General features: G+C 53.7%; 29 protein-coding genes and 6 pseudogenes. 21 read left to right on the top strand and 14 right to left on the bottom strand.

Going from position 1 to position 22947, the window contains the following annotated elements; all coding sequences use genetic code 11:
• Positions 1-17: 17 nt before the first annotated feature.
• The 3 genes and pseudogenes from AM329_RS26195 to dfrA14 form a co-directional block, all read right to left on the bottom strand.
• Positions 18-92 (bottom strand): annotated as a pseudogene (locus AM329_RS26195) (EAL domain-containing protein); the annotation flags it as partial.
• Positions 93-195: 103 nt separating this feature from the next.
• A pseudogene (mobC, locus tag AM329_RS26190) lies at positions 196-309 on the bottom strand (plasmid mobilization relaxosome protein MobC); the annotation flags it as partial.
• A gap of 220 nt (positions 310-529) precedes the next feature.
• Entirely contained in the window at positions 530-1003 is a 474-nt protein-coding gene (gene dfrA14, locus AM329_RS24535; RefSeq protein ID WP_004201280.1) for a trimethoprim-resistant dihydrofolate reductase DfrA14, read from the bottom strand.
• A gap of 155 nt (positions 1004-1158) precedes the next feature.
• Between dfrA14 and intI1 the strand changes: the two are divergent.
• A pseudogene (gene intI1, locus AM329_RS24525) lies at positions 1159-1926 on the top strand (class 1 integron integrase IntI1); the annotation flags it as partial.
• A gap of 52 nt (positions 1927-1978) precedes the next feature.
• Here the strand turns inward: intI1 and AM329_RS24520 are convergent.
• The 4 genes and pseudogenes from AM329_RS24520 to vapB all read right to left on the bottom strand — a co-directional run bounded on the left by AM329_RS24520 (position 1979) and on the right by vapB (position 3683).
• On the bottom strand, positions 1979-2683 hold the full coding sequence (locus AM329_RS24520) for an IS6-like element IS26 family transposase (protein WP_001067855.1): 705 nt from the start codon (positions 2681-2683) through the stop codon (positions 1979-1981).
• Between the two features lie 64 nt (positions 2684-2747).
• A pseudogene (locus tag AM329_RS24515) lies at positions 2748-2966 on the bottom strand (AAA family ATPase); the annotation flags it as partial.
• 73 nt (positions 2967-3039) lie between these two features.
• On the bottom strand, positions 3040-3456 hold the full coding sequence (locus tag AM329_RS24510) for a type II toxin-antitoxin system VapC family toxin (protein ID WP_001044770.1): 417 nt from the start codon (positions 3454-3456) through the stop codon (positions 3040-3042).
• Positions 3453-3683 carry a type II toxin-antitoxin system VapB family antitoxin gene (gene vapB / locus AM329_RS24505; protein ID WP_001261282.1) on the bottom strand — a complete coding sequence of 77 codons (231 nt, stop codon included), beginning with the start codon at positions 3681-3683 and terminating at the stop codon, positions 3453-3455. Before vapB ends, AM329_RS24510 begins: the two co-directional genes overlap by 4 nt.
• Between vapB and AM329_RS24500 the strand changes: the two are divergent.
• The 4 genes and pseudogenes from AM329_RS24500 (at position 3640) to AM329_RS24490 (ending at position 6023) form a co-directional block, all read left to right on the top strand.
• Positions 3640-4100: pseudogene (locus AM329_RS24500) on the top strand (hypothetical protein). The gene vapB and the pseudogene AM329_RS24500 sit on opposite strands and share 44 nt — an antisense overlap.
• Positions 4101-4227: 127 nt before the next feature.
• Positions 4228-4548 carry a hypothetical protein gene (locus AM329_RS25830; RefSeq protein WP_032072060.1) on the top strand — a complete coding sequence of 107 codons (321 nt, stop codon included), beginning with the start codon at positions 4228-4230 and terminating at the stop codon, positions 4546-4548.
• Between the two features lie 48 nt (positions 4549-4596).
• A complete protein-coding gene (locus AM329_RS24495; protein ID WP_022644887.1) occupies positions 4597-5235 on the top strand; it encodes a hypothetical protein in 639 nt (212 codons plus the stop codon).
• Positions 5236-5237: 2 nt separating this feature from the next.
• Complete coding sequence (locus tag AM329_RS24490) at positions 5238-6023, top strand: site-specific integrase (RefSeq protein ID WP_022644886.1); 786 nt, start codon at positions 5238-5240, stop codon at positions 6021-6023.
• Positions 6024-6080: 57 nt separating this feature from the next.
• Here AM329_RS24490 and AM329_RS24485 read toward each other — a convergent pair whose 3' ends face one another.
• Complete coding sequence (locus AM329_RS24485; protein ID WP_032408936.1) at positions 6081-6338, bottom strand: hypothetical protein; 258 nt, start codon at positions 6336-6338, stop codon at positions 6081-6083.
• A gap of 128 nt (positions 6339-6466) precedes the next feature.
• Complete coding sequence (locus tag AM329_RS25965; protein ID WP_032072094.1) at positions 6467-6580, bottom strand: hypothetical protein; 114 nt, start codon at positions 6578-6580, stop codon at positions 6467-6469.
• 630 nt (positions 6581-7210) lie between these two features.
• Between AM329_RS25965 and repE the strand changes: the two genes are divergently transcribed.
• Positions 7211-7966: a replication initiation protein RepE gene (repE, locus tag AM329_RS24475; protein ID WP_012539983.1), complete on the top strand. Its 756-nt coding sequence runs from the start codon at positions 7211-7213 to the stop codon at positions 7964-7966.
• A gap of 87 nt (positions 7967-8053) precedes the next feature.
• Here repE and AM329_RS24470 read toward each other — a convergent pair whose 3' ends face one another.
• Genes AM329_RS24470 through AM329_RS24460 form a run of 3 tightly spaced genes read right to left on the bottom strand, consistent with a single transcriptional unit; the run spans position 8054 to position 10389 of the window.
• A complete protein-coding gene (locus AM329_RS24470; protein ID WP_022644883.1) occupies positions 8054-9592 on the bottom strand; it encodes an IS66-like element ISKpn24 family transposase in 1539 nt (512 codons plus the stop codon).
• A 48-nt stretch (positions 9593-9640) separates the two neighbouring features.
• Positions 9641-9988 (bottom strand): IS66 family insertion sequence element accessory protein TnpB, encoded by a 348-nt coding sequence (gene tnpB, locus AM329_RS24465; protein ID WP_000612626.1) that lies wholly within the window; start codon positions 9986-9988, stop codon positions 9641-9643.
• Complete coding sequence (locus AM329_RS24460; RefSeq protein ID WP_007372134.1) at positions 9985-10389, bottom strand: transposase; 405 nt, start codon at positions 10387-10389, stop codon at positions 9985-9987. The genes tnpB and AM329_RS24460 overlap by 4 nt, the downstream gene beginning before the upstream one ends.
• A 781-nt stretch (positions 10390-11170) precedes the next feature.
• On the opposite strand from AM329_RS24460, the gene AM329_RS24455 reads away from it, so the two are divergent.
• Together AM329_RS24455 and AM329_RS24450 are read left to right on the top strand one after the other, a co-directional pair.
• Positions 11171-12376: an AAA family ATPase gene (locus AM329_RS24455; protein ID WP_015632469.1), complete on the top strand. Its 1206-nt coding sequence runs from the start codon at positions 11171-11173 to the stop codon at positions 12374-12376.
• Positions 12376-13350: a ParB family protein gene (locus tag AM329_RS24450; protein WP_022644882.1), complete on the top strand. Its 975-nt coding sequence runs from the start codon at positions 12376-12378 to the stop codon at positions 13348-13350. The genes AM329_RS24455 and AM329_RS24450 overlap by 1 nt, the downstream gene beginning before the upstream one ends.
• 81 nt (positions 13351-13431) lie before the next feature.
• On the opposite strand, the gene AM329_RS24445 is transcribed toward AM329_RS24450, so the two are convergent.
• Together AM329_RS24445 and umuD are read right to left on the bottom strand one after the other, a co-directional pair.
• Positions 13432-14703: a Y-family DNA polymerase gene (locus AM329_RS24445; protein WP_022644881.1), complete on the bottom strand. Its 1272-nt coding sequence runs from the start codon at positions 14701-14703 to the stop codon at positions 13432-13434.
• Positions 14703-15134: a translesion error-prone DNA polymerase V autoproteolytic subunit gene (gene umuD, locus AM329_RS24440; RefSeq protein ID WP_020805749.1), complete on the bottom strand. Its 432-nt coding sequence runs from the start codon at positions 15132-15134 to the stop codon at positions 14703-14705. The genes AM329_RS24445 and umuD overlap by 1 nt, the downstream gene beginning before the upstream one ends.
• Positions 15135-15366: 232 nt before the next feature.
• On the opposite strand from umuD, the gene parM reads away from it, so the two are divergent.
• The 13 genes and pseudogenes from parM (at position 15367) to AM329_RS24380 (ending at position 22601) form a co-directional block, all read left to right on the top strand.
• Entirely contained in the window at positions 15367-16338 is a 972-nt protein-coding gene (parM, locus tag AM329_RS24435; protein ID WP_001568038.1) for a plasmid segregation protein ParM domain-containing protein, read from the top strand.
• Positions 16339-16340: 2 nt separating this feature from the next.
• Positions 16341-17012, top strand: coding sequence for a plasmid partitioning/stability family protein (locus tag AM329_RS24430; protein WP_022644880.1), 672 nt, complete (start codon positions 16341-16343; stop codon positions 17010-17012).
• A gap of 61 nt (positions 17013-17073) precedes the next feature.
• Entirely contained in the window at positions 17074-17304 is a 231-nt protein-coding gene (locus AM329_RS24425; RefSeq protein WP_001568040.1) for a hypothetical protein, read from the top strand.
• 195 nt (positions 17305-17499) lie between these two features.
• Positions 17500-17669, top strand: a pseudogene (locus tag AM329_RS26185) (hypothetical protein); the annotation flags it as partial.
• Between the two features lie 71 nt (positions 17670-17740).
• On the top strand, positions 17741-18442 hold the full coding sequence (locus tag AM329_RS24420) for a DNA methylase (RefSeq protein WP_004152355.1): 702 nt from the start codon (positions 17741-17743) through the stop codon (positions 18440-18442).
• Positions 18442-18663, top strand: coding sequence for a hypothetical protein (locus AM329_RS24415; protein WP_001568042.1), 222 nt, complete (start codon positions 18442-18444; stop codon positions 18661-18663). Before AM329_RS24420 ends, AM329_RS24415 begins: the two co-directional genes overlap by 1 nt.
• A gap of 9 nt (positions 18664-18672) precedes the next feature.
• On the top strand, positions 18673-19092 hold the full coding sequence (locus tag AM329_RS24410) for a DUF1380 family protein (RefSeq protein WP_022644879.1): 420 nt from the start codon (positions 18673-18675) through the stop codon (positions 19090-19092).
• 53 nt (positions 19093-19145) lie between these two features.
• A complete protein-coding gene (locus AM329_RS24405) occupies positions 19146-19913 on the top strand; it encodes a hypothetical protein (protein WP_022644878.1) in 768 nt (255 codons plus the stop codon).
• Positions 19914-20593: 680 nt separating this feature from the next.
• A complete protein-coding gene (locus AM329_RS26180) occupies positions 20594-21022 on the top strand; it encodes an antirestriction protein (RefSeq protein ID WP_022644877.1) in 429 nt (142 codons plus the stop codon).
• 42 nt (positions 21023-21064) lie between these two features.
• Entirely contained in the window at positions 21065-21571 is a 507-nt protein-coding gene (locus AM329_RS24395) for an antirestriction protein ArdA (RefSeq protein WP_013214014.1), read from the top strand.
• Positions 21572-21613: 42 nt separating this feature from the next.
• On the top strand, positions 21614-21805 hold the full coding sequence (locus AM329_RS24390) for a hypothetical protein (RefSeq protein ID WP_001568047.1): 192 nt from the start codon (positions 21614-21616) through the stop codon (positions 21803-21805).
• Between the two features lie 187 nt (positions 21806-21992).
• Positions 21993-22256, top strand: a complete 264-nt coding sequence (locus tag AM329_RS24385; RefSeq protein ID WP_022644876.1) for a DNA polymerase III subunit theta — start codon at positions 21993-21995, stop codon at positions 22254-22256.
• A gap of 24 nt (positions 22257-22280) precedes the next feature.
• Positions 22281-22601, top strand: coding sequence for a hypothetical protein (locus tag AM329_RS24380; RefSeq protein WP_022644875.1), 321 nt, complete (start codon positions 22281-22283; stop codon positions 22599-22601).
• The last annotated feature ends 346 nt before the right edge of the window (positions 22602-22947 follow it).

The raw sequence follows: 22947 nt of genomic DNA, 5'->3' as shown, positions 1-22947 counted from the left end.
CTTCTGATATTGAACTGTCAGGAGCTGGCTGCACAACAGCCATTACGCCCAATCAACTGGTGCAGTCGTCTTCTGAAAATGACAATCGTGCCACCGGCTCCAGGTCTTATCGAACAGCTCAGACACATGGTCCAAATGCTGGTCGATCCGTTCGGCCAGTTTTTCGATGGCCTCTTGCTTGAGCTTGTCACTTTCCCTGAACTCGATGTTCAAGGCCCTGGCCACCTGGTTGAGGTTCCGGCCGATAGCTCCAAGCTGCCGGCACGATTCCCGTACGGTGTTCACTTCTTCATCAGTGAGGACCGGCATCCGGTTCAACGACCGCAGTCATTTCTGTACCTAAACAGTCCTGCGAATATGTGAGTTTTGACCTAATGAGCCACAAAAACTCATTTTCGCCCACGATAATTTTTCTACTTCCTTTCTTTGGAATGCTCATTTCAATATTCACATAACGTCGCTATCAATCGCGGAAAAGGCGTAGTGCGCGAAGCGAACGAAGCTTTTTGCCGTCGATTGCATAGCTTTGTTAACCCTTTTTCCAAATTTGATAGCAATAGTTAATGTTTGAAGTAAAGTGTTGCTCAAAAACAACTTCGAAGGTATTTGGAATACTCGGGAAGAAAACATCCCCCTCTGGCTCGATGTCGATCGTCGATAAGTGGAGCGTAGAGGCCATGGGTAATGTTTCTCGGTAAATTTCTCCGCCACCAGACACTATAACGTGACCGGTGAATTCAGCTAGCCTGTCCATGGCCTCTTCGATTGACTGAAATACAACTACATTGTCATCATTTGATGTCCAACCTGAGCGGGTAACGACCGCGTATTTCCTATTGGGGAGTGCGCCCATAGATTCAAACGTCTTGCGACCCACCAGAAGCCACTGATTGTAGGTCAATGCTTTAAAAAGTAGCTGCTCCCCTTTCGCGGACCAGGGTATGTCTGGACCGCAACCAATCACGCCGTTTTTCGCTTTCGCAGCCATCAATGATACTTTCAAGGTTCTCATCCTGGGTTAACTTTGTTTTAGGGCGACTGCCCTGCTGCGTAACATCGTTGCTGCTCCATAACATCAAACATCGACCCACGGCGTAACGCGCTTGCTGCTTGGATGCCCGAGGCATAGACTGTACAAAAAAACAGTCATAACAAGCCATGAAAACCGCCACTGCGCCGTTACCACCGCTGCGTTCGGTCAAGGTTCTGGACCAGTTGCGTGAGCGCATACGCTACTTGCATTACAGTTTACGAACCGAACAGGCTTATGTCCACTGGGTTCGTGCCTTCATCCGTTTCCACGGTGTGCGTCACCCGGCAACCTTGGGCAGCAGCGAAGTCGAGGCATTTCTGTCCTGGCTGGCGAACGAGCGCAAGGTTTCGGTCTCCACGCATCGTCAGGCATTGGCGGCCTTGCTGTTCTTCTACGGCAAGGTGCTGTGCACGGATCTGCCCTGGCTTCAGGAGATCGGAAGACCTCGGCCGTCGCGGCGCTTGCCGGTGGTGCTGACCCCGGATGAAGTGGTTCGCATCCTCGGTTTTCTGGAAGGCGAGCATCGTTTGTTCGCCCAGCTTCTGTATGGAACGGGCATGCGGATCAGTGAGGGTTTGCAACTGCGGGTCAAGGATCTGGATTTCGATCACGGCACGATCATCGTGCGGGAGGGCAAGGGCTCCAAGGATCGGGCCTTGATGTTACCCGAGAGCTTGGCACCCAGCCTGCGCGAGCAGCTGTCGCGTGCACGGGCATGGTGGCTGAAGGACCAGGCCGAGGGCCGCAGCGGCGTTGCGCTTCCCGACGCCCTTGAGCGGAAGTATCCGCGCGCCGGGCATTCCTGGCCGTGGTTCTGGGTTTTTGCGCAGCACACGCATTCGACCGATCCACGGAGCGGTGTCGTGCGTCGCCATCACATGTATGACCAGACCGGCACTGTTGCAAAGTTAGCGATGAGGCAGCCTTTTGTCTTATTCAAAGGCCTTACATTTCAAAAACTCTGCTTACCAGGCGCATTTCGCCCAGGGGATCACCATAATAAAATGCTGAGGCCTGGCCTTTGCGTAGTGCACGCATCACCTCAATACCTTTGATGGTGGCGTAAGCCGTCTTCATGGATTTAAATCCCAGCGTGGCGCCGATTATCCGTTTCAGTTTGCCATGATCGCATTCAATCACGTTGTTCCGGTACTTAATCTGTCGGTGTTCAACGTCAGACGGGCACCGGCCTTCGCGTTTGAGCAGAGCAAGCGCGCGACCATAGGCGGGCGCTTTATCCGTGTTGATGAATCGCGGGATCTGCCACTTCTTCACGTTGTTGAGGATTTTACCCAGAAACCGGTATGCAGCTTTGCTGTTACGACGGGAGGAGAGATAAAAATCGACAGTGCGGCCCCGGCTGTCGACGGCCCGGTACAGATACGCCCAGCGGCCATTGACCTTCACGTAGGTTTCATCCATGTGCCACGGGCAAAGATCGGAAGGGTTACGCCAGTACCAGCGCAGCCGTTTTTCCATTTCAGGCGCATAACGCTGAACCCAGCGGTAAATCGTGGAGTGATCGACATTCACTCCGCGTTCAGCCAGCATCTCCTGCAGCTCACGGTAACTGATGCCGTATTTGCAGTACCAGCGTACGGCCCACAGAATGATGTCACGCTGAAAATGCCGGCCTTTGAATGGGTTCATGTGCAGCTCCATCAGCAAAAGGGGATGATAAGTTTATCACCACCGACTATTTGCAACAGTGCCCCTGAAACTGCCTTACTGCTGACTGGGACAGGAGCGATTCCACACCCAATGCCTCGACCCGGTGCCGGCTGTCACTCAGCACAAGGTCAAGGGCCAGCAGAATCGTGCTTTTCCCGGACTCATTGTCCCCGACCAGAATGTTACGGTCATGAGTGAAGCGCAGGTCCAGTTCCGGAAACTTTTTAAAGTTTTGCAGCATAAGCCGCGTGATCAGAGGCATCTTTTATTCCTTTATATACCGCTGACTGAAAGAGTGTCCGGCTGCGCCAGACCGCCTGTTTTGTTTTACAGCGTTATCTTACCCAGTCTTCCAGCACAAGACCCGGTACCCGCTCAAATTCCCGCGTATTATTCGTCACCAGCACGGCACCGGCGGCGATGGCGTGCCCGGCAATGGCCGTGTCGTTCGGGCCGATCGGCGTCCCGGCCATTCGCAGCGCCACCTTAATCTCCGTGGTGGCGTCCACCGCAGCGCGATCCCAGGGCAGGATGGCATCGAGGCGGGCGCAGAACGCGTCGACCAGCTCGACGTGGCGCGGGGAGGCCTTCGGGCCGGTGGCCCCGAAGCGCATTTCAGAATAAGTGATGGCCGAGACAACGATGCGCTGGCCGCGCAGCACCGCCTGCTCCAGGCGCTTCAGGACGGCTTCCGGCTGCTCGCGCATGATGAACGAGCAGATACAGGTGTCGAGCATATAGGTCTTGTTCACAGGTTAAATCGTCCTTCGTCGCTGACAACGTCCTCGCGCTCCGCCATAAAGTCCGGGTCTGCCTTCTCGAACTGCGCGAACGAGCCCCAGGTCGGCCGGACGGGACGCAAAATAATGCTGTCCCCTTCCCGGACGATCTCCAGCTCGCTCACTCCCTCAAAATCCAGATCGCGGGGCAGACGAATGGCGCGGTTATTGCCGTTTTTAAAAATGGATACAGTTCTCATCATTTCCTCCTGGCCGACCGGCCTGTATGACTATGTTCAGTATATGCAGATGCAAAGCATATGTATAGTCATAGCATATGCAGATGGTAAGTATATGCGTATGCCACACCTATGCAGATGCCCGGCATATGGATATGTTGAACCTATGTTGTATTCTCTCTTTTCCCGGTCAGATCCGAAAAAAGCTAGTTCCGGATCTCCGCGCCCCCGCCGGCGCGCAGCGGCCCGGCAGCACAAAATGTAGCGGTGTACTCAGCTGATAATGACGCTATATGTTGTGTTTCTCCCCTGCCCCGCGACCGGCCGCTCACCACCCTAAAAGGACGCTTTGCTTATTCCCTGACCGTGGTATACTTCCGGAAACTTGGCATAGCGATAAAAGTCGGATCCGGACGGAACGGCCATCCGGTAATTTAATTCCGTGGTTATATGGCTGATTATTATCATGTGAGTGATGATTTCGCAGGCGAATGTCATCCGGTGTGACGGTCAGGTGCGTCAGCGGGTGATGATTACGAGGTGGGACTATTCAATAAGGTATTAAATGGATATTGATCAAGTTATTCGGGATCTCATTAGCAAGGCCATGAATTCCGTCTGGGTATATCAAACTGCGAATAGTTACGGAAAAGAAATGGTTCAGTTACTGGACTCGCAAGGAAACGAACTTGCATGGCGTTGGCTCTCTGATGGCTGCGCAGCATGGCAGGCTCCCTCTTCAGTGATTGGGGGATATACGAACGTACCCGCAGGAGCAAGTGAATATGACCTCTCACATGGCTTCGAGTATGCGTCGATCACCCTAGGTACTGAAGATTGTGCAAATTATTCAGAACTACCGCCCAGACCAGACTGGTGCTGCTAAGTAGCTAAATGAATATGACTGGCGGGATTTATCAATAAAGGAACACATATGGCTGACTGGTTTATTGCGACTGAGGGCGTGAAGGTGGTCAAGGACAGCGCCAGTCTGTGGCCGCAGATCATTACGGCGGTTTCGTCAATCGGAGCTGCACTCGGCGGTGTCAGCCTGACCCATCATTTCACCCGCAGACGTGAGGAAAGAGCTACTGCTGCGCAGCAGGCCAGTGAGCGACTTTTTATTGCTACGGAGTTGGTCTTTTTGCTGGAGTACTATGCGATTAAATGGTTAGAAGTGGATACTGAAAAGCGTCTTCTCCATTATAAGGCAGAAAAGATACCCACTTTGAATTTATCAAGTGTATCCGGTGACTGGCGTACTCTAAATACAAACTATATATTCAAAATTCGTGAGTTCGATGCCAATCTGGCTGTAATGCTTCTCACATTAAAGCCAGAGACTGTAGATACTGGCTATATGTATTTTCACTATGAAGATCGTGTGTATGTCTTAACTCAGGCAATTAAAGCTTTTCTTCTGGCCGCCAAGCTTCGCCGTGAGGTTGGGTTGCCGGATTCTATACATTTAAAAGGTAAACAGGGCGTGTTGTTCCTGCTCCATAAAGCAAGAAAAAGGTACTGGCGCTTAGTGCATTGTGATCGCAAAAACGTAAATGGCAAGAAACGATAGTAATGGATAATTTGACTGGTCTTTCAACATTTATTAGCCAAGAAAAGCAAACACAACTGCCTTTGACTATCGATTATCAGGCAGCACTGGCGCTGCGCCAGATGGCTTTGGTGCAGGATGAACTGCCGAAATACCTGCTGGCGCCCGAAGTGAGCGCCCTGCTCCATTACGTCCCCGATCTGCACAGAAAGATATTGCTGGCCACTCTGTGGAATACCGGGGCGCGAATTAATGAAGCGTTGGCGCTGACAAGAGGGGATTTTTCGCTGGCGCCGCCATATCCGTTCGTGCAACTGGCCACGCTCAAGCAGCGCACCGAGAAAGCGGCAAGGACGGCAGGTCGTGCCCCCGCAGGCAGTAAGATCCATCGTCTGGTTCCCCTTTCCGATCACCACTACGTCAGCCAGCTGCAGATGATGGTGGCCACCCTGAAAATCCCTCTCGAACGTCGCAACAAGCGCACCGGCCGAACGGAGAAGGCACGCATCTGGGAAATCACCGATCGTACCGTCCGTACCTGGCTGAATGAAGCTGTTGACGCAGCTGCCGCCGACGGGGTGACGTTCTCAGTACCGGTGACCCCCCATACGTTCCGTCACTCCTACGCGATGCACATGCTGTATGCTGGCATACCGCTGAAAGTGTTGCAGAGCCTGATGGGACACAAGTCACTGAGCTCGACGGAAGTCTATACGAAGGTATTCGCACTTGATGTTGCTGCGCGGCATCGAGTTCAGTTTCAGATGCCCGAAGCGGATGCGGTAGCCATGCTGAAAGGGAATATTTAATTACTCAGGAGAATGATGCTGGCGAACGTCCTGCTCGCCGGTGAGGTCTGTCAGAAGTTATCTGGCCCAGCTGGCGGGAATATCTGCACTATATCCCTTATACCGCTCATAAATCGCATGCTGCAGCATTTTAATACGAGCTGACAATTTGTCGGCGTCCGACATATCCCGCCATTCTCCCTCAAAAGTGGGTTTCCAACCATCCGGGAGATTGAGCGTGATCAATACCTTTGTATCACGAATAATCACCCCGTCAGTGAAAGAAGTAAGACTACTTCTTACGGTCTTATCTATCTGTATAGCTTCAAGTTTTATCTTGTTACCTCATATTGTCCGGATCCCAAGCTTAAATAGCTGAACTCAAATTGCCCAGTGAAATGTCTGGATGTGCCGCATTTTTCCCCTTACACAGTGAAGCTGGCCAAAGGCCAGCTCGCATGGATTTATCGCTTTTGCCAGTAGATCAGCATGGCAAGGAACAGGATTGTTGCCCCCTGAGAAGCGGGAGAGGCGGTCAGGAAAATTTCCAGCAAGGTCATTATCGTAAAACTCCGCATTATTAATTTCAGGTGTGTGACTCAGGGGCCTTAGTCCCCCTTTACAGGAAGTAGTGTTCTGTCACGACGGCAACCAGCGGTAATAAAACGATTCGAATATGCCTGCAGGGACGATAGAAATCTTCGTGCGGCTTGCCTCGCTGTAGCGGGTACTGGAGAGCGACTAGGGGGAGGAGTAGCATCTTCCGGCCACGGATATGATCGAGCCAGCAGTGCTCGCCGCAGCCGAGCGACAGGGCGAAGCCCCGAGTGAGCGAGGAAGCACCAGGGGAGAGTACTTTTCATATTCTGCTGACGCTCAATGCATGAAAAATTTCCTTACCCAGGGGTTATCCACTTATCCACCGGGATATTTTTATAAGATCTTTTTTTATAGTTGTTAGATCTTTATTTTTAAAATGCCCGCAGGCCTTTATCCATGCGGGTTTCAGAGGGGGTACTGTGACAAACTGCCCTTTCAGTGTGACAAATCACCCTCAAATTGCCGTCCTTTCTGTGACAAATCACCCTTAACCCTGTGACAAATTGCCCTCAGATGGCGTTGCTTTTCACAAAGTTATCCATCCCTGTTGACTCTGTTTTATGAAGTGTGACAATCTGAAAACCTGTCACACTTCACATGGATCTGTCATGGCGGAAATAGCGGTTATAAACCACAAAAAACGTAAAAATAGCCCGCGGATTGTCCAGTCAAATGAGCTGACTGAGGCGGCATATAGTCTCTCCCGGGATCAAAAACGTATGCTGTATCTGTTCGTTGACCAGATCAGGAAATCCGATGGTTCGCTGCAGGAACATGACGGCATCTGCGAAATTCATGTTGCTAAATACGCTGAAACATTCGGGCTGACCTCCGCTGAAGCCAGTAAGGATATACGACAGGCTTTGAAAGGTTTTGCGGGTAAGGAAGTGGTTTTTTATCGCCCTGAAGAGGATGACGGCGATGAAAAAGGGTATGAATCCTTTCCCTGGTTTATCAAACGTGCCCACAGTCCATCCAGAGGGCTTTACAGCGTACATATCAACCCCTATCTCATTCCCTTTTTCATCGGGCTACAGAACCGGTTTACGCAGTTCCGGCTCAGTGAAACAAAAGAGATTACCAATCCGTATGCCATGCGTTTATACGAATCCCTGTGTCAGTACCGTAAACCTGATGGCTCAGGTGTCGTGTCCCTGAAAATCGACTGGATCATGGAGCGCTACCAGCTACCTCAAAGTTACCAGCGTATGCCGGACTTTCGCCGCCGTTTCCTGCAGGCAAGTGTTGATGAGATCAACAGCCGGACACCAATGCGCCTCTCTTACATCGAGAAAAAGAAAGGCCGCCAGACAACTCATATCGTATTCTCTTTCCGTGATATCACCTCCCTGACAACGGAATAGTTTGAGGGTTATCTGTCACAGATTTGAGGGTGGTTCGTCACATTTGATCCGTAAGCGTGCAGCGAGAACCGTATTGACGGGGATGTGTTATTCAGTTGGCAGTGCTACGCGCCAGGGGAGTAGTTCGCTGACCCGGTTTATCGGCCAGTCAGCAATGACGTCAAGGACATAACGGAGGTAGCTTTCTGGCTCCACTCCGTTCAGTTTGCATGTCCCGATCAGGCTGTACAGCAGCGCTCCCCGCTCTCCTCCATGATCCGAACCGAAGAACAGGTAGTTTTTGCGGCCCAGGCTGACCATCCGTAGCGCATTCTCAGCTATGTTGTTATCTGCCTCGGCCCAGCCGTCGTCAGTATAGTAAGCCAGCGCCGGCCACTGGTTCAGTACGTACGTGAACGCTTTCGCCAGTTCTGAGTGTCGCGACAGCGTTTTCACCTTTTCACGCAGCCAGCTTTCCAGGGATTTCAGCCGCGGTTTAGCTTTTTGCTGACGTTCTGCAAGGCGTCGCTTCGCCGGCATCCCCCTTATTTCCGCCTCGATGGCATATAACTCACCGATCCGTTTCAGGGCTTCCTCCGTCAGCGCTGACGGGGTGCGAACGTGCACATCGTGGATCTTGCGGCGGGCATGAGCCCAGCAGGCAGCTTCCGTTATCTGTCCATTGCGGTACAGTTCGTTGAACCCGGCGTACGCATCCGCCTGCAGCACTCCGCTGAACCCCGCAAGATGGGTCTGCGGGTGGATACCTTTTCTGTCCGGGCTGTAAGCGAACCACACTGCCGGCGCCAGCTCTGACCCGGCGTTACGGTCGTCACGAACGTACGTCCACAACCGCCCGGTCTTCGTTTTCTTATTACCTGGCAACAGCACCGGGACAGGCGTGTCATCAGCATGGAGCTTACCGTCAGTCAGCACATAGTCCTGAAGCGCCCCTTCCAGCGGTGACAGTAGCCGGCAACACGCATCCACCCAGCCCGACAGCAGTGAGCGGCTCAGCTCCACACCCTGGCGGCCGTATATTTCAGACTGGCGGTACAGCGGGGTGTGCTCTGCATACTTTGAACTCAGCACGCGGGCCAGCAGCCCCGGTCCTGCGATACCCCGCTCGATGGGCCGTGAAGGCGCGGGGGCCTGCACGATGGCATCGCACTGAGTACAGGCATGCTTTTCACGTACTGTCCGGATAACCCGGAAGGCGCTGCGCATCAGCTCCAGCTGTTCGGCGGCATCTTCACCCAGGTAACTCAGCGCACCACCACATTCCGGGCAGCATGACGCTGCCGGCAGCAGCCGTTTTTCGTCACGGGGAAGTGATTCAGGGAACGGTTTGCGGGTACGGGTCTGCCGCAGCGGGCGCTGCACGGCCGGGTCATCCACCCGGCCGGTAAGGGTATCGCTTTCTTTCTGCAACTGCTTAAGGTCGGCTTCCATCTTCGCGATACGGCGGGAGACTTTTTCGGAGCGGCTGCCGAAGTTCATCCGGCGCAGCTTATCCAGTTGCGCCTGCAGGTGATCTATTTCGCGTTCACGCTCGTTCAGCTTTTCCAGAAGGGCACGGTTCAGCGCCTCCTGTTCGGCAAGGAGACGTTTCAGTTCATCGATATCGTCAGGAAGTAAGCTGTTCATACCGGGTATATTACCAGGCTCATTCAGCGTCGACCAGGATAAAGAGGCCTACAACATAGTCAGTGACGTAAGCAGTCTTTTAGGCTGCCGCCAGTCGATACCTTCAAGGAGCATCGCCAGCTGTGCCGGTGTGAGGAACACTTTGCCATCCCGGGCTGACGGCCAGGCGAAGCGGCCGCGCTCCAGCCGTTTGGTCAGCAGACACAGTCCATCGCCGGTAGACCAGAGGAGCTTTACCTGACTGCCATTACGCCCACGGAAGATAAAAACGTGACCTGACATCGGATCGTCTTTCAGCGTCGTCTGCACCTTTGCCGCCAGGCCGTTGAAGCCGTTTCTCATATCGGTGATGCCAGCGACCAGCCAGATCTTTGTCCCTGATGGTAATGGGATCAACGTTTGAGCTCCCGTATCAGCAGGTTCAGGATATTTTCGCTGATGGCACCATTCAGACGGAGTGATCCGTGCCGGAACGTCACTTCACAGCTGATATTGAGTGATTCAGGTGCCGCAGCAGCTACAGGTTGTGACCGGGGGGAGGTTGCAGGAACAACATCTTCGGCATCAAGTGTTATCGGGAGCAGCTCAGGCACGTTGTTTTCTGTTGTTGAAGGAGGACGTAGTTTTCCTTCGCGCCAGTACTGGCGCCACTTGAACAGCAAATTATCGTTGATCCCATGCTCACGAGCGAGTTGCGCTACGGAGATCTCTGGTCGATGCGAGAGTTCAACCATTTTGATTTTGAACTCAACGGGATAATTAGGGCTTTTTTTACGCACTACGGTTAATGATTTCATGGATAGCGTCCACCATATTTGGTGTCCACTATCCTCTCAGGAATATCAGGATCTGCCAGACGGTGCTGAGACGACGCTTACTTTGATCCGGCAGGTTGAGGGTGATTTGTCACAGTTTTGCGGTTCCCTCCCTGGCAGCCTGCGCGTATTAATACTTTTTTGGCTGTAACCGGTAGTGAAACCAAGTTTGAGGGCAATTTGTCACAATACATGAGGGCAGTTTGTCGCAGTTAAATGAGTGCAGTTTGTCACAGTTGATTTCCCCCTCTTTCCCTCTTCCCTTTAGTCGCAAGGCCTGAGGCAGTGGTCGAGCTCGTCATAACTGATGAGGGCAGATTGTCACACTTATTGCCCTTAACAGGCTATCTGCGCGTGTGCCTGCGCTTGGGGTGTTTCCCGCAGACCCGGCCTGACCCGTATCCCACAGTCAGGGCTGCCTGCAAAGTTGACCTGTTTCCAACAGAGGATGGAAACCTATTCATGTATTGGGCGTAAGAGCTATCTGCCTGAACGGCTGCTCTTTGCTTCCTCGCCAGTTCGCTCGCTACGCTCGGTCTCATGGCTGCGGCGAGCACTGTTACAGAAAAGCTATCTTTGAACGGTCGTAACAAAAATCAGCCCCTGAGCGTAAAATTGCGATTCAGAACGGTGTTTGAGTGGAACACCCTTCTGGCTTGTCCAAACCCTCCAATTGTTGAGAGCGAAATCAAAACAACATGATTTTTTACTTGCAACATGACTCTTTTTGTTCAAAATGACAAAAAACGTCATGAGGTGATGAATGGACAATATTGAGCAGTTACGGAAAGTCGCCACACGTGCAGGTAAGCTTCTGACATCTTTGAGCGAAAATATACGCCAGCAAAAAGAGGAATTGAAACTTACCGAGTTCTATCAGGAATACAGCAAAGCCGCCCTGTATAAGCTGCCTAAACTCAGTAAAGGCAGTGTTGAGTATGCTGTGGCCGAAATGGAAGCCGGTGGCTACATTTTTAAAAAGAAACCTTCCGGCAATACGATGAAATACGCGATGACGATTCAGAATGTCATCGATCTGTATTTCCATCGTAAAGTGCCCAAGTACAGGGATCGCTTCGATAAAGCCTTCACGATTTTTGTTTGTAATCTTAAAGGCGGTGGTTCCAAGACAGTCTCTACCGCTTCATTATCACATGCTTTTCGAGCTCATCCTCAGCTTCTGTTCGAAGACCTCCGTATTCTGGCCATCGATTTCGATCCGCAGGCATCTTTGACAATGTTCCTGAGCCATGAGAATTCAGTGGGCTTGGTTGAAAATACGGCTGCTCAGGCCATGCTCCAGAACGTGTCTCGTGAAGAATTACTTTCCGATTTTATAGTGCCGTCGATTATTCCGGGTGTTGATGTCATTCCCGCTTCCATTGACGATGCATTCCTTGCTGAAGGCTGGAAGGGGCTGTGTGAAGAACATCTGCCAGGGCAAAATATTCATGCAGTGCTTAAAGAGAACATTATCGACAAGCTCCAGCATGACTACGACTTTATTTTCCTTGATAGCGGTCCTCACCTTGATGCATTCCTGAAAAACTGTATTGGTGCGGCAGACCTGATGTTGACCCCCCTTCCACCGGCGACGGTTGATTTTCATTCTTCCCTGAAGTTTGTGGCCAGCCTCCCTGCCCTCATTGATTCGATCGAAATGGACGGGCATACCTGCAATCTCATCGGTAACGTCGGCTTCATGTCCAAAATCCTGAACAAGTCTGATCACAAAATTTGTCATAGCCAGGCCAAAGAGGTTTTCGGTGCCGATATGCTCGATATGGTTCTGCCGAGACTGGATGGTTTCGAACGCTGTGGGGAGACTTTTGACACCGTTATTTCAGCAAATCCCGCAACCTATGATGGAAGTACAGAGGCGCTAAAAAGCGCAAAATCAGCAGCGGAGGACTTTGCGAAGGCAGTATTTGATCGCATTGAGTTCATTCGTACTAACGGAGGTATGTGATGTCGAATGAGAGAAGAAAAACCATCGGCAGACAGTTAAATACTCAGGCGTCAATGGTCGAGATGACTGACACCGATAGAAGCCAGGTATTTACCTTAAAAACCGGCAGGAAGGTAACGTTCAGGTTTGTTCGGATACCTGCAGCTGACGTTGAAAGTATGACCTTCGTAAACCAGGAGAACAATGGACGAGATCAACTTGCTCTAACCAGGGAGTCTCTGAAATCCATTATCCAGACGATTAAGTTTCAGCAGTTCTTCCCCTGTATTGGTATTAAGCAAGGTGAAAAGATTGAGATACTGGATGGTTCAAGACGGCGAGCCTCGGCGATTTATATCCGCACAGGCCTTGATGTCATGGTTACCGATGAACATTTATCAGCTGATGAAGCTCGCCAACTGGCTAAAGATATCCAGACAGCTAAAGAACATAACCTTCGGGAAATAGGCCTGAGACTGATAGCTCTTAAAGAGTCCGGATTCAATCAAAAGGAAATTGCTGAACTGGAGGGGTTATCTCAGGCTAAGGTCACCAGGTCGCTGCAGGCGGCGGCAGTACCGCAAGACTTGATTGCTCTGTTCCCGGTTCAGTCGGAGTTGTCATTTAGTGACTATAAAATGCTTTTAGAAGTTAACGAAAAACTCAGTGAAAAGGGCTTAACGCCTGAAGAACTCATTCAGTCTGTCTCAGATCGGCATAATGCAATTTTAAGTGATTGCGAGCGACCAGAAGACGAACAGAAAGCCAGTATACTGAAGCTGATTTCTCAGGCATCTCAGGCATTGATAGCGCCACCTCCCAAGGAAAAGTCAGTGATTTCCCCACTCTGGACCTTTGAAGAAAAGGACAAGTTCGCGCGCAAGCGTGTGAAAGGGCGCACGCTGACTTATGAGTTTAGCCGTATGTCAAAAGTGGTTCAGGATGAACTGGACAAGGCTATCAATGAGGTCCTTGAAAGAAATTTGAGTCAATAATTTCGCCATGGCGATTTCACATCTAACTTGTTGTAATTAAGAAGTTTAGGTTGAGAATTTCAAGGTGAAATCGCCAAAGTTTTACGCCAGTTTCGCTTCAGGAATATCTGACCATCGTGTCGTATAAGCAGGAGAAAGCATCTCCCGTTTCATCTGCCATTCCGGGGCAATGCCCCGCCCTGCGAACCATACTTTACCCAGCCCTGAGTGGTTGATCCCGTCCAGAACCTTCATCAGCTCAGCACTGTGAGGGCGTGGCGGGCATTCGTCGAACAGTTGCAGCTGCGAAACGCCGGAGCCGGTGAAGTCATTCAACATAACTCCGGCTTTGGCATACCGGTGCTCATCCCTCCAGATACGCTCCAGAGCCGTTGTGGCGGCTGCAATGATGTCCCTGGTGTCCTGAGTCGGGGTAAGCAGTTTTTCCGTGGCCACGTTGCCGTAGTACGGCTCTTTAGCGGCGAACGGGGACGTTTTGATGAAAACGGAAATATGCCGGCAATACTGGCGCTCTTTACGCAGCTTTTCAGAGGCCCGCTCTGCGTGCTGGCAGATAGCCTGGCGGAGCGACTCGAACTCAGTGATCTTCACGCCAAAACTGCGGCTGCACACAATTTGCTGTTTAGTCGAAGGGGCTTCCTCAAGCGAAAGGCAGCTTTCCCCGTTCAGTTCACGTACCGTTCGCTCAAGGACCACAGAAAAATTTTTGCGGATGAAGGCCGGGTTCGTCAGAGCCAGATCGAGTGCGGTCTTTATGCCCAGCACATTCAGCTTGCGTGCAATACGGTTACCCACCCCCCATATTTCTTCAACTGGCTGCAGTGAAAGCAGTTTCCGCGTTCTCTGCGGATTTCCCCTGGTCAGAGCGAGTACGCCACGAAACTGTTTCCACTCTTTTGAGGCCCACTGGGCTGATTTTGCGAGGGTTTTCGTTGGTCCGGCGCCCACGCCAATAGTCAGGCGGGTACAGTCATACACGTGCTGACGAAGCTGCCGGCCGAAGTCCTCAATCTCCATACAATGCTCCACGCCGGTCAGGTCGAGGAACATCTCATCAATTGAATACTGTTCCACCCTGGGTGCCAGTTCCTCCAGGCAGTTCATCACGCGCGCTGACATCGAGGCGTAAAGTTCATAGTTACTTGAAAATGCATATATTTTTTCCGGGTACCTTTCGTTTTTTATCTGAAACCACGGAATCCCCATTTTGATCCAGGGCTTCGCCTCGGCACTGCGAGCGATTACGTTCCCGTCGTTGTTGCTCAGGACGACTATCGGCTTTCCTTTCAAATCCGGGCGGAAAACACGTTCACAGCTGGCATAGAAGCTGTTCACATCGGCCAGGGCAAACATCAGTACATCTCCCTCGGTCGATGGATGATATGCGTGACGACGCCAAAGATATCCAGCTCGTCGGGGTCAGGATAAATCGGCGACCAGGAGGCATTCATGGGCTGCAGCGTCAGCCGTGGCGTCAGCAGAAGCCGTTTCACCGTAAACTCCCCCTGTACGCTGGCGACAACGATATCGCCGTGCCGCGGCTTTTCAGCACTGTCCACAACCAGCAGATCGCCATTGTACAGACTGCCGTCGGCCATGCTGTCTCCGCTGGCACGCAGGTAGTAAGTCGCGCTCGGATGCCGTATGCAGTAATCATGGAGATCCAGATCGGACTCGACATAGTCAGCAGCAGGGCTGGGAAAACCGCAGCAGGCCAGATCGGCAAACAATGGATGGGCCTGTGGCGGGAGTTCTTTCCCGGCGCTGAAAAGTTGTAGCTTCATCTTTCCTCCTGATACTCTAATTTCACTGGTTATATATACAGTATATTTAACAGCGTGACGATAATCCAGATCGCATGCCTTAAGAACATTTTGAGTAAATAAAGATGTTCAAAATGCTACTATTAATCATTTTGATATTTTTATATTGCTCATATTGAGAAATATTGCTTTGATTTTTTCATTTTGCTCTTATAATTCGTATCAAATTGAGTGTAATTAACGGAGCATATTGATGAATATTTACTGCGATGATGGTTCAACTAATGTTAAGCTGGCATGGTTTGAAGGAGATGAGCTTCAGACACGAGTCTCTGCGAACTCCTTCAGGCATGGCTGGAAAGTGGCAGAATTCAGTGCGGCAACCTTCAATTATCAGGTGGGCACGCTGAAATACACCTGGGACAGTGTCAGCCGGGATGCCATCCCGACAACAAACGTGGAATATCAGTACGGTGATCTCAACCTGCTGGCCGTGCATCATGCGCTGCTGAACAGCGGACTGGAGCCGCAGCCGGTGAGCCTGACCGTGACGCTGCCCCTGAGCGAGTATTACGACGGGGACTGCCAGCGGAACGAGGAGAACATACGACGCAAACGGGAAAACCTGATGCGTGAGCTGGTTCTGAATAAGGGCAGAGCATTTACCGTAACGGACGTGAAGGTGATGCCGGAATCACTACCGGCGGCGTTCTCCCGTCTCGCGGAGCTGAAGCCCGGCCCCGCTGAGACCACCCTGATTATCGATCTCGGTGGCACCACGCTCGATGCCGGTGTGATTGTCGGCCAGTTTGATGATATCAGTGCGGTGCACGGTAATCCGTCTGTCGGCGTGTCACAGGTCACCCGCGCAGCTGCAGGCGCGCTGCGGGCGGCAGACAGTGAAACCAGCGCCCTCATCGCTGACACTATCATCCGCAACCGCAATGATCGTCAGTATCTGCAGCGTGTGATCAACGATGCCGGTAAAATCGACGAGGTTCGGAACAAAATAACAGAGGCGATCACTTCCCTGGGGGCGCGTGTCACCAGTGAGCTGACGGCCTTCAGGAACGTTAACCGGGTATTCCTGGTCGGGGGAGGGGCTTCCCTCATAGAAGAAGCTATCCGTCAGGCCTGGCCTCTGGCTCCTGACCGTATCGAGGTTATTGGCGATCCGCAGATGGCGCTGGCCAGGGAGATTGCCCTTTACAATAAAGAGGACTAAACGTGCCGGACGGCCAGTATTCTTTCTATCTGCACAGCGACGATCGCACCGACATCGCGGCAATGGCAACCATCAGCACCATCTCACAGCCCCTGCGCGGTGAGTTCATCCGTACCGCCGCCACCGCCGGGGCGGTGGTATACCAGGTGGATGCCCGTTTACCGGCGCTGATCCCGGTGTTCTTTGCCGGGCAACTGAGCGCTGTCCGCCTTTGCGCCGTGATGGCCCTGGTCTCCGGAACCTGGTCCTCACTCACCGGCCTTCCGGATGAGCCCGAAAATGGTGAGGCAGCTCTGCCCGTGTCACCGGAGACAGAATACCAGCGCCGGCGTTACACCCTGACGCTTCAGAATGGCCGGAGTGGGGAACGGGTGGAAAGTGTGCTGACGGAAGCGTCATCCCGTCTGCGTGGGGATCTGCTGAGAAACCTGATTATCACCGGTCTTGCCCTCCACACGACGGCGCCGGAACTGCCGCGCCTGCTGGCCAGTATGCCGGTACCGCCCACCTCGGTCAGTGAGCTGCAGGCACTGGTTCAGCAGATGGCCGGCACCGCTGACGTGAACAGGGCTGCAGCTGCAGTACCGGATACGCCGGCAGCATCTGCCGCGCCGGTGTCCGGGTCGGATACCCGGGAATTAAAGAAAAATATGCGGCGTGCATTCGGTGACTAAAATCAAAAACAGATCTTGTAATATACAGAATTAAATGGTTTTCATCCCCAGGGAGGTTCTCATGTCACCAGGATTCAGAAATGTGCTCCGTCTCGCCCGCATTCCCGTCGACAGCAGTGAACCGGTGCGCAGAAAATTTGGCAGCCGGCTGATTGGCATTGTGACGGTATGTCTGCTTCCGCTTCTGGTTTTCGACGTTCCGCAGTGGGTTTTCATTTTGTCGCAGGTCATCTGGGGGGCGGGCGTCTATATTGGCCTGTCCCTGGCCGGGGATAAATCCCTGAACCGCTGATATAAACTTTCCGGTTGTTCAAAAAAAGAACAGGCGTGGTGGCGTCTGTTCTCCCGCGCTTCTCCGTCCTTTGCCTTCAGGTTATCCACAATCTTAAGCCCCGGATTTGTGGACAGGTATGCCGGTAATTCCCCGTTCGCCTGGAGTTAACGCAAGCCTGCCGGACGCTGCCAGTGTCTCGCGTTCGGTCTGGTACGGGACGGGCGGTTTTTCCGCTCCGGCCCGGCGTCGTTGAGAGTGTGCGCCAGTCCCTCGCCCTTTTAAGGAACGCCCTTCAAGCCGCTTTCGCGGCATATCCTTGCCGTCCAAAAGACGGACGGCTGCGGTATTCCACGGTCGGCCTGACCCGTGACCGGACGCGATGAACAGGCAGCGTGCGGCAGGGAACGGTATCGCGGTGATGCCTCCTGCCCCCTCAGACTACAGGAGTGCTGCCATGTCCAGATTCATTCTCGGGAACTGTATTGATGTGATGCGCGGATTCCCCGACCGTGCCGTGGACCTTATTGTGACCGATCCGCCTTACCTCGTCGGTTTTAAGGACCGTCAGGGCAGACAGATTGCCGGGGATGTGACGGACGAATGGCTGCAACCGGCCACGCTGGAGATGTACCGCGTCCTTAAAAAAGACGCGCTGATGGTGAGCTTCTACAGCTGGAACCGTGTGGACCGCTTTATGGCCGCGTGGAAGGCGGCAGGATTCTATGCCGTGGGCCAGCTTGTGTTCACCAAAAACTATGCCTCCAACCGTCGTAACGCCAGGGCCCGACGCGGATTTGTGGACTACTGCCATGAAGGGGCTTATGTCCTTGCCAAAGGCCGCCCCGTGCCGCCCCTTAAACCGCTGCCGGATGTGCTGCCCTTCCCGTATACCGGTAATACCCTGCATCCGACGCAGAAACCAGTGGAGGCGCTACAGCCGCTGATTGAGTCATTCAGCGCCCCGGGCGCGATTGTTCTCGACCCGTTTGCCGGAAGCGGTTCGACCTGCGTCGCTGCATACCGCGCCGGACGCCGCTATATCGGCATCGAAATGCTGGCGCAGTACCACCGGGCCGGAACCGAACGGCTGGCCGCCATGCACCGGGCCGTCAACACCCCGGCGGCGAACGATGAATGGCTCCCGGAGGCTGCGTAATGAATTACGACGGTCACGAAGCCCTGCGCCGCGATATGGCCGGGCTGGCGAACAATCTTTGCGACCTGAAAACCACCCTGAAAGTGCTGGAAGACACGTACCACTACCGGTACGACGGACTGGCGGAACGGCTTGCCGGTATCAGTCTGCGACGTCTCAGCGTCCTGATGGATGAGGCGTTCAATATTGCCCTGATGCTCGATGAAAGCTTTCTGGACTGAGGAGAAAATATGTACGGAACCCGTGAAGATCTTTGCAGGATGCTGAGTGAGCAATATCCCGCAGAAACCCCGCTGAACCTGATTATCTGGACCCCGGCGGATATTGAAGCGCTGTCTGACGGGATGGAATATTCCTTTTCAGAGCAGGACGTAAGGGCCGTACTGGAACGCATGGACGCTATTCCGGAAGAACAACGGCTTGAGTCGGGCGTGTCAGCCGGCCTGGTGATGGCACTGATAGACCAGGTGAAAGAGAACGGGCAGAGGGTGACTGTGCCGGTTGACCTGCTTGAAACCCTGCTGATTACCGCCGAACAGGCATTGTGGGACAGGGAATGGACCGCACGGGATCGCAATCTCCCGGTGCCGGAAAGCGTCATGCGCCGCCTGGCGGATACAGCAAAAGTGCGGGCATTACTGAAAAGCTGACAGCAGATCGCCCCGCCACGCTGCGGGGTGATATAACCCGGACAGAGACGATAATGATGAAAAATGAAACCCTTAACACGCTTATTCTGCGTCACGGCGACCGGATGCTGCGCCAGGCTGGCTGGCCCGACACTGTTGATATGGCACCCGTCGCCCCCGAAACCGTACCCGGCTGGCTTGCCGCCTGCGGCTCTCTCAGTGGCGTGGAAATCCTCACACTTACGGAACAGCTTTGTCAGCCGCTGACGTATGGCCGGGCAGCGTTGTTGCTCGCCAGCGCCCGGCGGCTGGCGGGAACCCCGGCTCGTCTGCACCTCTTTCCGGTGCAGGCACATCCGCATCCGGAGCGGCTGGCTGACTGTCAGGTTATCCGCCTGCCTTACGCTCAGGAGTGGCTGACGGCGGCGGAATGTGACGATCTGCTGGCCTTCCTGAAAGCCTCCCTCACGCAGATATCGGAAATCGTCCACCGGGATACGAAGCGCATCGCCGCCGCGCTGACGCCGTCCGTCAATCCCCGTCTGATGGACAGGCGGATCGGTGACTGGCGCTTGCTGGCCGTGGAGTATGATCATGATAACTGCCTGGACGAAGACGAAACCGACAGGCTGGATAAGGTCCTCGATGCCATTCTGATTCGCGATGCGCGATTCTGCCCGGTTCTGCTCACCCTGGTTAACGAGCGGGAGGAAACTATCAGGAGCGCAGGGGTTATCACTGATCAGCTGCGTTTTACGGACATTCCGGTCCGGCGCTGGTTTGATCGCCGGGTTTTAAGGGATGTGGTGAGAGAGGCCCGCGCCATCAAAACTCAGGACTGACAGCCCGGCGCATCAGGGGAGGGGGACCCTCCCTTGTCAGCCTGCCGGCACAGGAGGAGTAGTGCGATAAGGATGTCGCCGTGCCGGCTCCGCGTCCACCCGGCCCGGTTTCCGGGCCTTTTGGGTGAAAACAACCCTCTGTTATCACCGTGCCGTGTGCGGGATGCGCCGTGCCTCCACTGTAGCCCGGCTGCGGCAGAGGCAGGCGTTCGCTGGCGCCCCCATCTCCGGATAAGGAAGTCGCCGGCTTGCCGTTGCCGCCGGCTCCGCTTCACCCGGCCCCATCCCTCCGGTCTGTGGCCTTATTCCTGCGTCTGTCGCGTCGCGACATCTGCTTCCGCTTTTCTCCCGGTGGTCGAAAAACGGGGGAGAGAAACCCTGTATTCAACCTCCTGCATCGCGACGGGTAGTGCCGTGCCTTCACTTTAGCCCGGCCGCTGCAGATGCAAGGGTGCGCTGACGCCGCCATCCTCGCCCGGTCGCAGGTTTTTTATGATGCTCGCCGTTCTTCCCGTCGTTTTCTCGCTCAGGTTTCGCTCGAAAACCGTCCAGACCAGCTTCGCGCTATATCTGCGCTGCGGCCTCCGGTGTCGCCCCTGCATCTTCCGCTTTTCGCCGGGCTGTCGTGTCGGCACGGCACAACCCGGTGCCGCAGTCCATGTGATTACGGAGGTTTTACCATGCAGTATGTGACAACACGCCCCGTCCTGAATGTTGAAGAGTGTGACCGCCTGTCTTTTATGCCCTACATGTTCGGCGCTGATTTTATGCTCGCGGAATTACAGGTGTACGCTCTGGCCAAAAAATGGATGCCCGGATATGAGGGGGGCTTCTGGCATTTCATCCGCCTGCCGGAGGGCGGTGGTTACATGATGCCGGATTGTGGCCGGGTTCATCTGGTCAACAGTGAAAACTGGTTTGATCGCACTGTCAGCGCCGACGCGGCGGGCATTATTCTGACATCGCTGGCCGTTAACCGTCGTCTGGCGGCCCATCATGACAGCAGTAACCCGGCACTGACCCGCCTTTATATGCTGCGTGATGCCCAGCTCTGGAATCACATCACCCTTCACCCGGAATGCAACGCCATTTACGCCGCGCTGGACTGATTAACGACCGGGGCGGCCATGCCGCCCCGCAGGGAGATAAAAATGACTTCATCAGTAACCGTTCCGGCCGTCTACGTGGGCACATATCACCAGTACAACGGCGGCAGTATTTTTGGCAAATGGTTTGATTTAACCGATTTCGACGACGAAGACGAATTTTATGACGCCTGCCGGGCGTTGCATGCCGCCGAGGATGACCCCGAGTTTATGTTTCAGGACTGGGAAGGGATCCCGTCTCAGTTTGCCTCTGAATCCTCTGTTAAGTGGGCGTTTATCGAGGCATTCCGGCAGGCGCAGGACGAAGGACGCGCCGCCGCGTTTGTGGCCTGGGCGGACTATACCGGCGAGTGCGACTATGACGCCTTTGATGAGGCGTATTGCGGCGAGGCTGAAAGCGAGGAGGATTTTGCTTATGGCTTTGTGGAGGATCACGGCCTGTTAAACGAGGTGCCTGAATCCCTGCGCGTCTATTTCGATTATGAGGCTTACGCGCGGGATCTGTTCAGCAGCGGCTATGTCTTCCATGAAGGCTATGTATTCAGCAACTGATGACTATCCGGCGGGGAAGCCCGCCGGTTAAGGAGAAAGCACATGAAACTTGCACCACAAAGCCGCGATATCCTGCGACAGTACAAAGCCCTGATTAATGCCCGCCGCCGCGATGCCGGTCAGCGGGAACTGACCACTGCGCAGGTGATGGATGAAATCTGCGAATACATGACCTGTCAGTGCGCCGTCTATATTGGCGGCCATTTCATTCTTCAGGGGGGAAAGGCACGATAAATCACAGGGCAGGGGGGAACCTCTGCCGCTTCCGGCCGCGCGAAAACCCGGGCAGGCTGCGCCTGCCGGAGAGAGACGTCGCCGCGCCTCCGGCGCCGCGCACTCTCCTCTCCGTTGTCAGTCGCTGTTGCCCCGGAATTCGCGTATTATCAGGGATATCTTCCTGTAAAGCAGACCGGTAAAGCATATGTCAAAGTGGAATATCGCCTCTTTTTCAAAGGAGGAGCAGGATAAAGTTGCCGTCGATAAGGTGGCTGCTGCTGTTGCCTGGCAGGAGCGCATGAACAAGCCCGTCGTGCCGGAACTTGTTGAACGGGAACAGCCTGAACACCTGCGCGAATATTTCCATGAACGGCTCCGCGTACATCGACTGAACAGTCAGCAGCTGCCGCGCGCTAATGCGCCCGAATACCAGAAGCCCGAAGACGGTGGCAGTGAGAGTAAGCCTTAATTTTTTTCCCAGGGAGGGACTGCGGTGCGTATGTCTGCTTTATTTGCTATCACGTGTTTGTTGAGCGCGTTTAATCTTGTATTTATGCCATTCCATCCCGTCATGATGTTATGGGCTTTCGGCCTCTCTGTCGCCTTCGTTATTGTCAATATAATTGCAGACAGACTGCGTCTGTGGTCCGGTATTGCATGGGGAATGGCTGCCGCCGTCATCGTCGCTTTTATGCTTAACAGTGCAGAACCCGATGAAGAAAACCGGGTACTCATCAGTACATTCGCCTGTCTCGCCTCAGCATGGTATGCCGGGGTTCAGTTCAGAAAAGAGAAGAGAGAGTCTCTGTCCTGACCGGTATTCTTTCTGTCTCTGTCTCTGTCTCTGTCTCTGTCTCTGTCTCTGCCTCTGCCTCTGCCTCTTCCGCTGCCTCTGGCTCTGAATCTGAATCTGCTTCAGCTTCTGGCTTTGCCTCTTGCTGCTGTTGTTGATGTTGATGCTCTTCCTCTTCCTCTTCCTCATTTGCTTTTCACATAATCTGCCCCCGGACACCTTCGGCTCCCGACCCGCTGGCGCGGTTCAGTCGTCGAGCCACACTCCGCTAACCGCGAAAGGATGCGGTAAGCTCCGCCGAACCCGCCAGGCGGTTTCGGGCTATCGCTAGTGTCTGATGTCTGACGTCAACGGCAGGCTTGCAGCA

It is taken from the genome of Enterobacter cloacae complex sp. AR_0002 (assembly GCF_001922365.1).
GTDB lineage: Bacteria > Pseudomonadota > Gammaproteobacteria > Enterobacterales > Enterobacteriaceae > Enterobacter > Enterobacter hormaechei_C.
The sequence above is the reverse complement of the archived record's forward strand: the minus strand, read 5'-3'. Positions and strand labels throughout refer to the sequence as shown.

What these genes read in the sequence shown, in the direction of transcription:
- AM329_RS24405 (WP_022644878.1), top strand. Translation starts at nt 19,146, where the DNA reads ATGATGAAAAATGAAACCCTTAACACGCTTATTCTGCGTCACGGCGAC.
- AM329_RS24495 (WP_022644887.1), top strand. Translation starts at nt 4,597, where the DNA reads ATGGCTGACTGGTTTATTGCGACTGAGGGCGTGAAGGTGGTCAAGGAC.
- AM329_RS24490 (WP_022644886.1), top strand. Translation starts at nt 5,238, where the DNA reads ATGGATAATTTGACTGGTCTTTCAACATTTATTAGCCAAGAAAAGCAA.
- AM329_RS24450 (WP_022644882.1), top strand. Translation starts at nt 12,376, where the DNA reads ATGTCGAATGAGAGAAGAAAAACCATCGGCAGACAGTTAAATACTCAG.
- AM329_RS24390 (WP_001568047.1), top strand. Translation starts at nt 21,614, where the DNA reads ATGAAACTTGCACCACAAAGCCGCGATATCCTGCGACAGTACAAAGCC.
- vapB (WP_001261282.1), bottom strand. Translation starts at nt 3,683, where the DNA reads ATGAGAACTGTATCCATTTTTAAAAACGGCAATAACCGCGCCATTCGT.
- AM329_RS24385 (WP_022644876.1), top strand. Translation starts at nt 21,993, where the DNA reads ATGTCAAAGTGGAATATCGCCTCTTTTTCAAAGGAGGAGCAGGATAAA.
- AM329_RS24445 (WP_022644881.1), bottom strand. Translation starts at nt 14,703, where the DNA reads ATGTTTGCCCTGGCCGATGTGAACAGCTTCTATGCCAGCTGTGAACGT.
- parM (WP_001568038.1), top strand. Translation starts at nt 15,367, where the DNA reads ATGAATATTTACTGCGATGATGGTTCAACTAATGTTAAGCTGGCATGG.
- AM329_RS24395 (WP_013214014.1), top strand. Translation starts at nt 21,065, where the DNA reads ATGACTTCATCAGTAACCGTTCCGGCCGTCTACGTGGGCACATATCAC.
- AM329_RS24425 (WP_001568040.1), top strand. Translation starts at nt 17,074, where the DNA reads ATGTCACCAGGATTCAGAAATGTGCTCCGTCTCGCCCGCATTCCCGTC.
- AM329_RS25965 (WP_032072094.1), bottom strand. Translation starts at nt 6,580, where the DNA reads ATGCGGAGTTTTACGATAATGACCTTGCTGGAAATTTTCCTGACCGCC.
- umuD (WP_020805749.1), bottom strand. Translation starts at nt 15,134, where the DNA reads ATGAAGCTACAACTTTTCAGCGCCGGGAAAGAACTCCCGCCACAGGCC.
- AM329_RS24460 (WP_007372134.1), bottom strand. Translation starts at nt 10,389, where the DNA reads ATGAAATCATTAACCGTAGTGCGTAAAAAAAGCCCTAATTATCCCGTT.
- repE (WP_012539983.1), top strand. Translation starts at nt 7,211, where the DNA reads ATGGCGGAAATAGCGGTTATAAACCACAAAAAACGTAAAAATAGCCCG.
- AM329_RS24520 (WP_001067855.1), bottom strand. Translation starts at nt 2,683, where the DNA reads ATGAACCCATTCAAAGGCCGGCATTTTCAGCGTGACATCATTCTGTGG.
- AM329_RS24415 (WP_001568042.1), top strand. Translation starts at nt 18,442, where the DNA reads ATGAATTACGACGGTCACGAAGCCCTGCGCCGCGATATGGCCGGGCTG.
- AM329_RS26180 (WP_022644877.1), top strand. Translation starts at nt 20,594, where the DNA reads ATGCAGTATGTGACAACACGCCCCGTCCTGAATGTTGAAGAGTGTGAC.
- AM329_RS25830 (WP_032072060.1), top strand. Translation starts at nt 4,228, where the DNA reads ATGGATATTGATCAAGTTATTCGGGATCTCATTAGCAAGGCCATGAAT.
- AM329_RS24455 (WP_015632469.1), top strand. Translation starts at nt 11,171, where the DNA reads ATGGACAATATTGAGCAGTTACGGAAAGTCGCCACACGTGCAGGTAAG.
- AM329_RS24410 (WP_022644879.1), top strand. Translation starts at nt 18,673, where the DNA reads ATGTACGGAACCCGTGAAGATCTTTGCAGGATGCTGAGTGAGCAATAT.
- AM329_RS24420 (WP_004152355.1), top strand. Translation starts at nt 17,741, where the DNA reads ATGTCCAGATTCATTCTCGGGAACTGTATTGATGTGATGCGCGGATTC.
- AM329_RS24470 (WP_022644883.1), bottom strand. Translation starts at nt 9,592, where the DNA reads ATGAACAGCTTACTTCCTGACGATATCGATGAACTGAAACGTCTCCTT.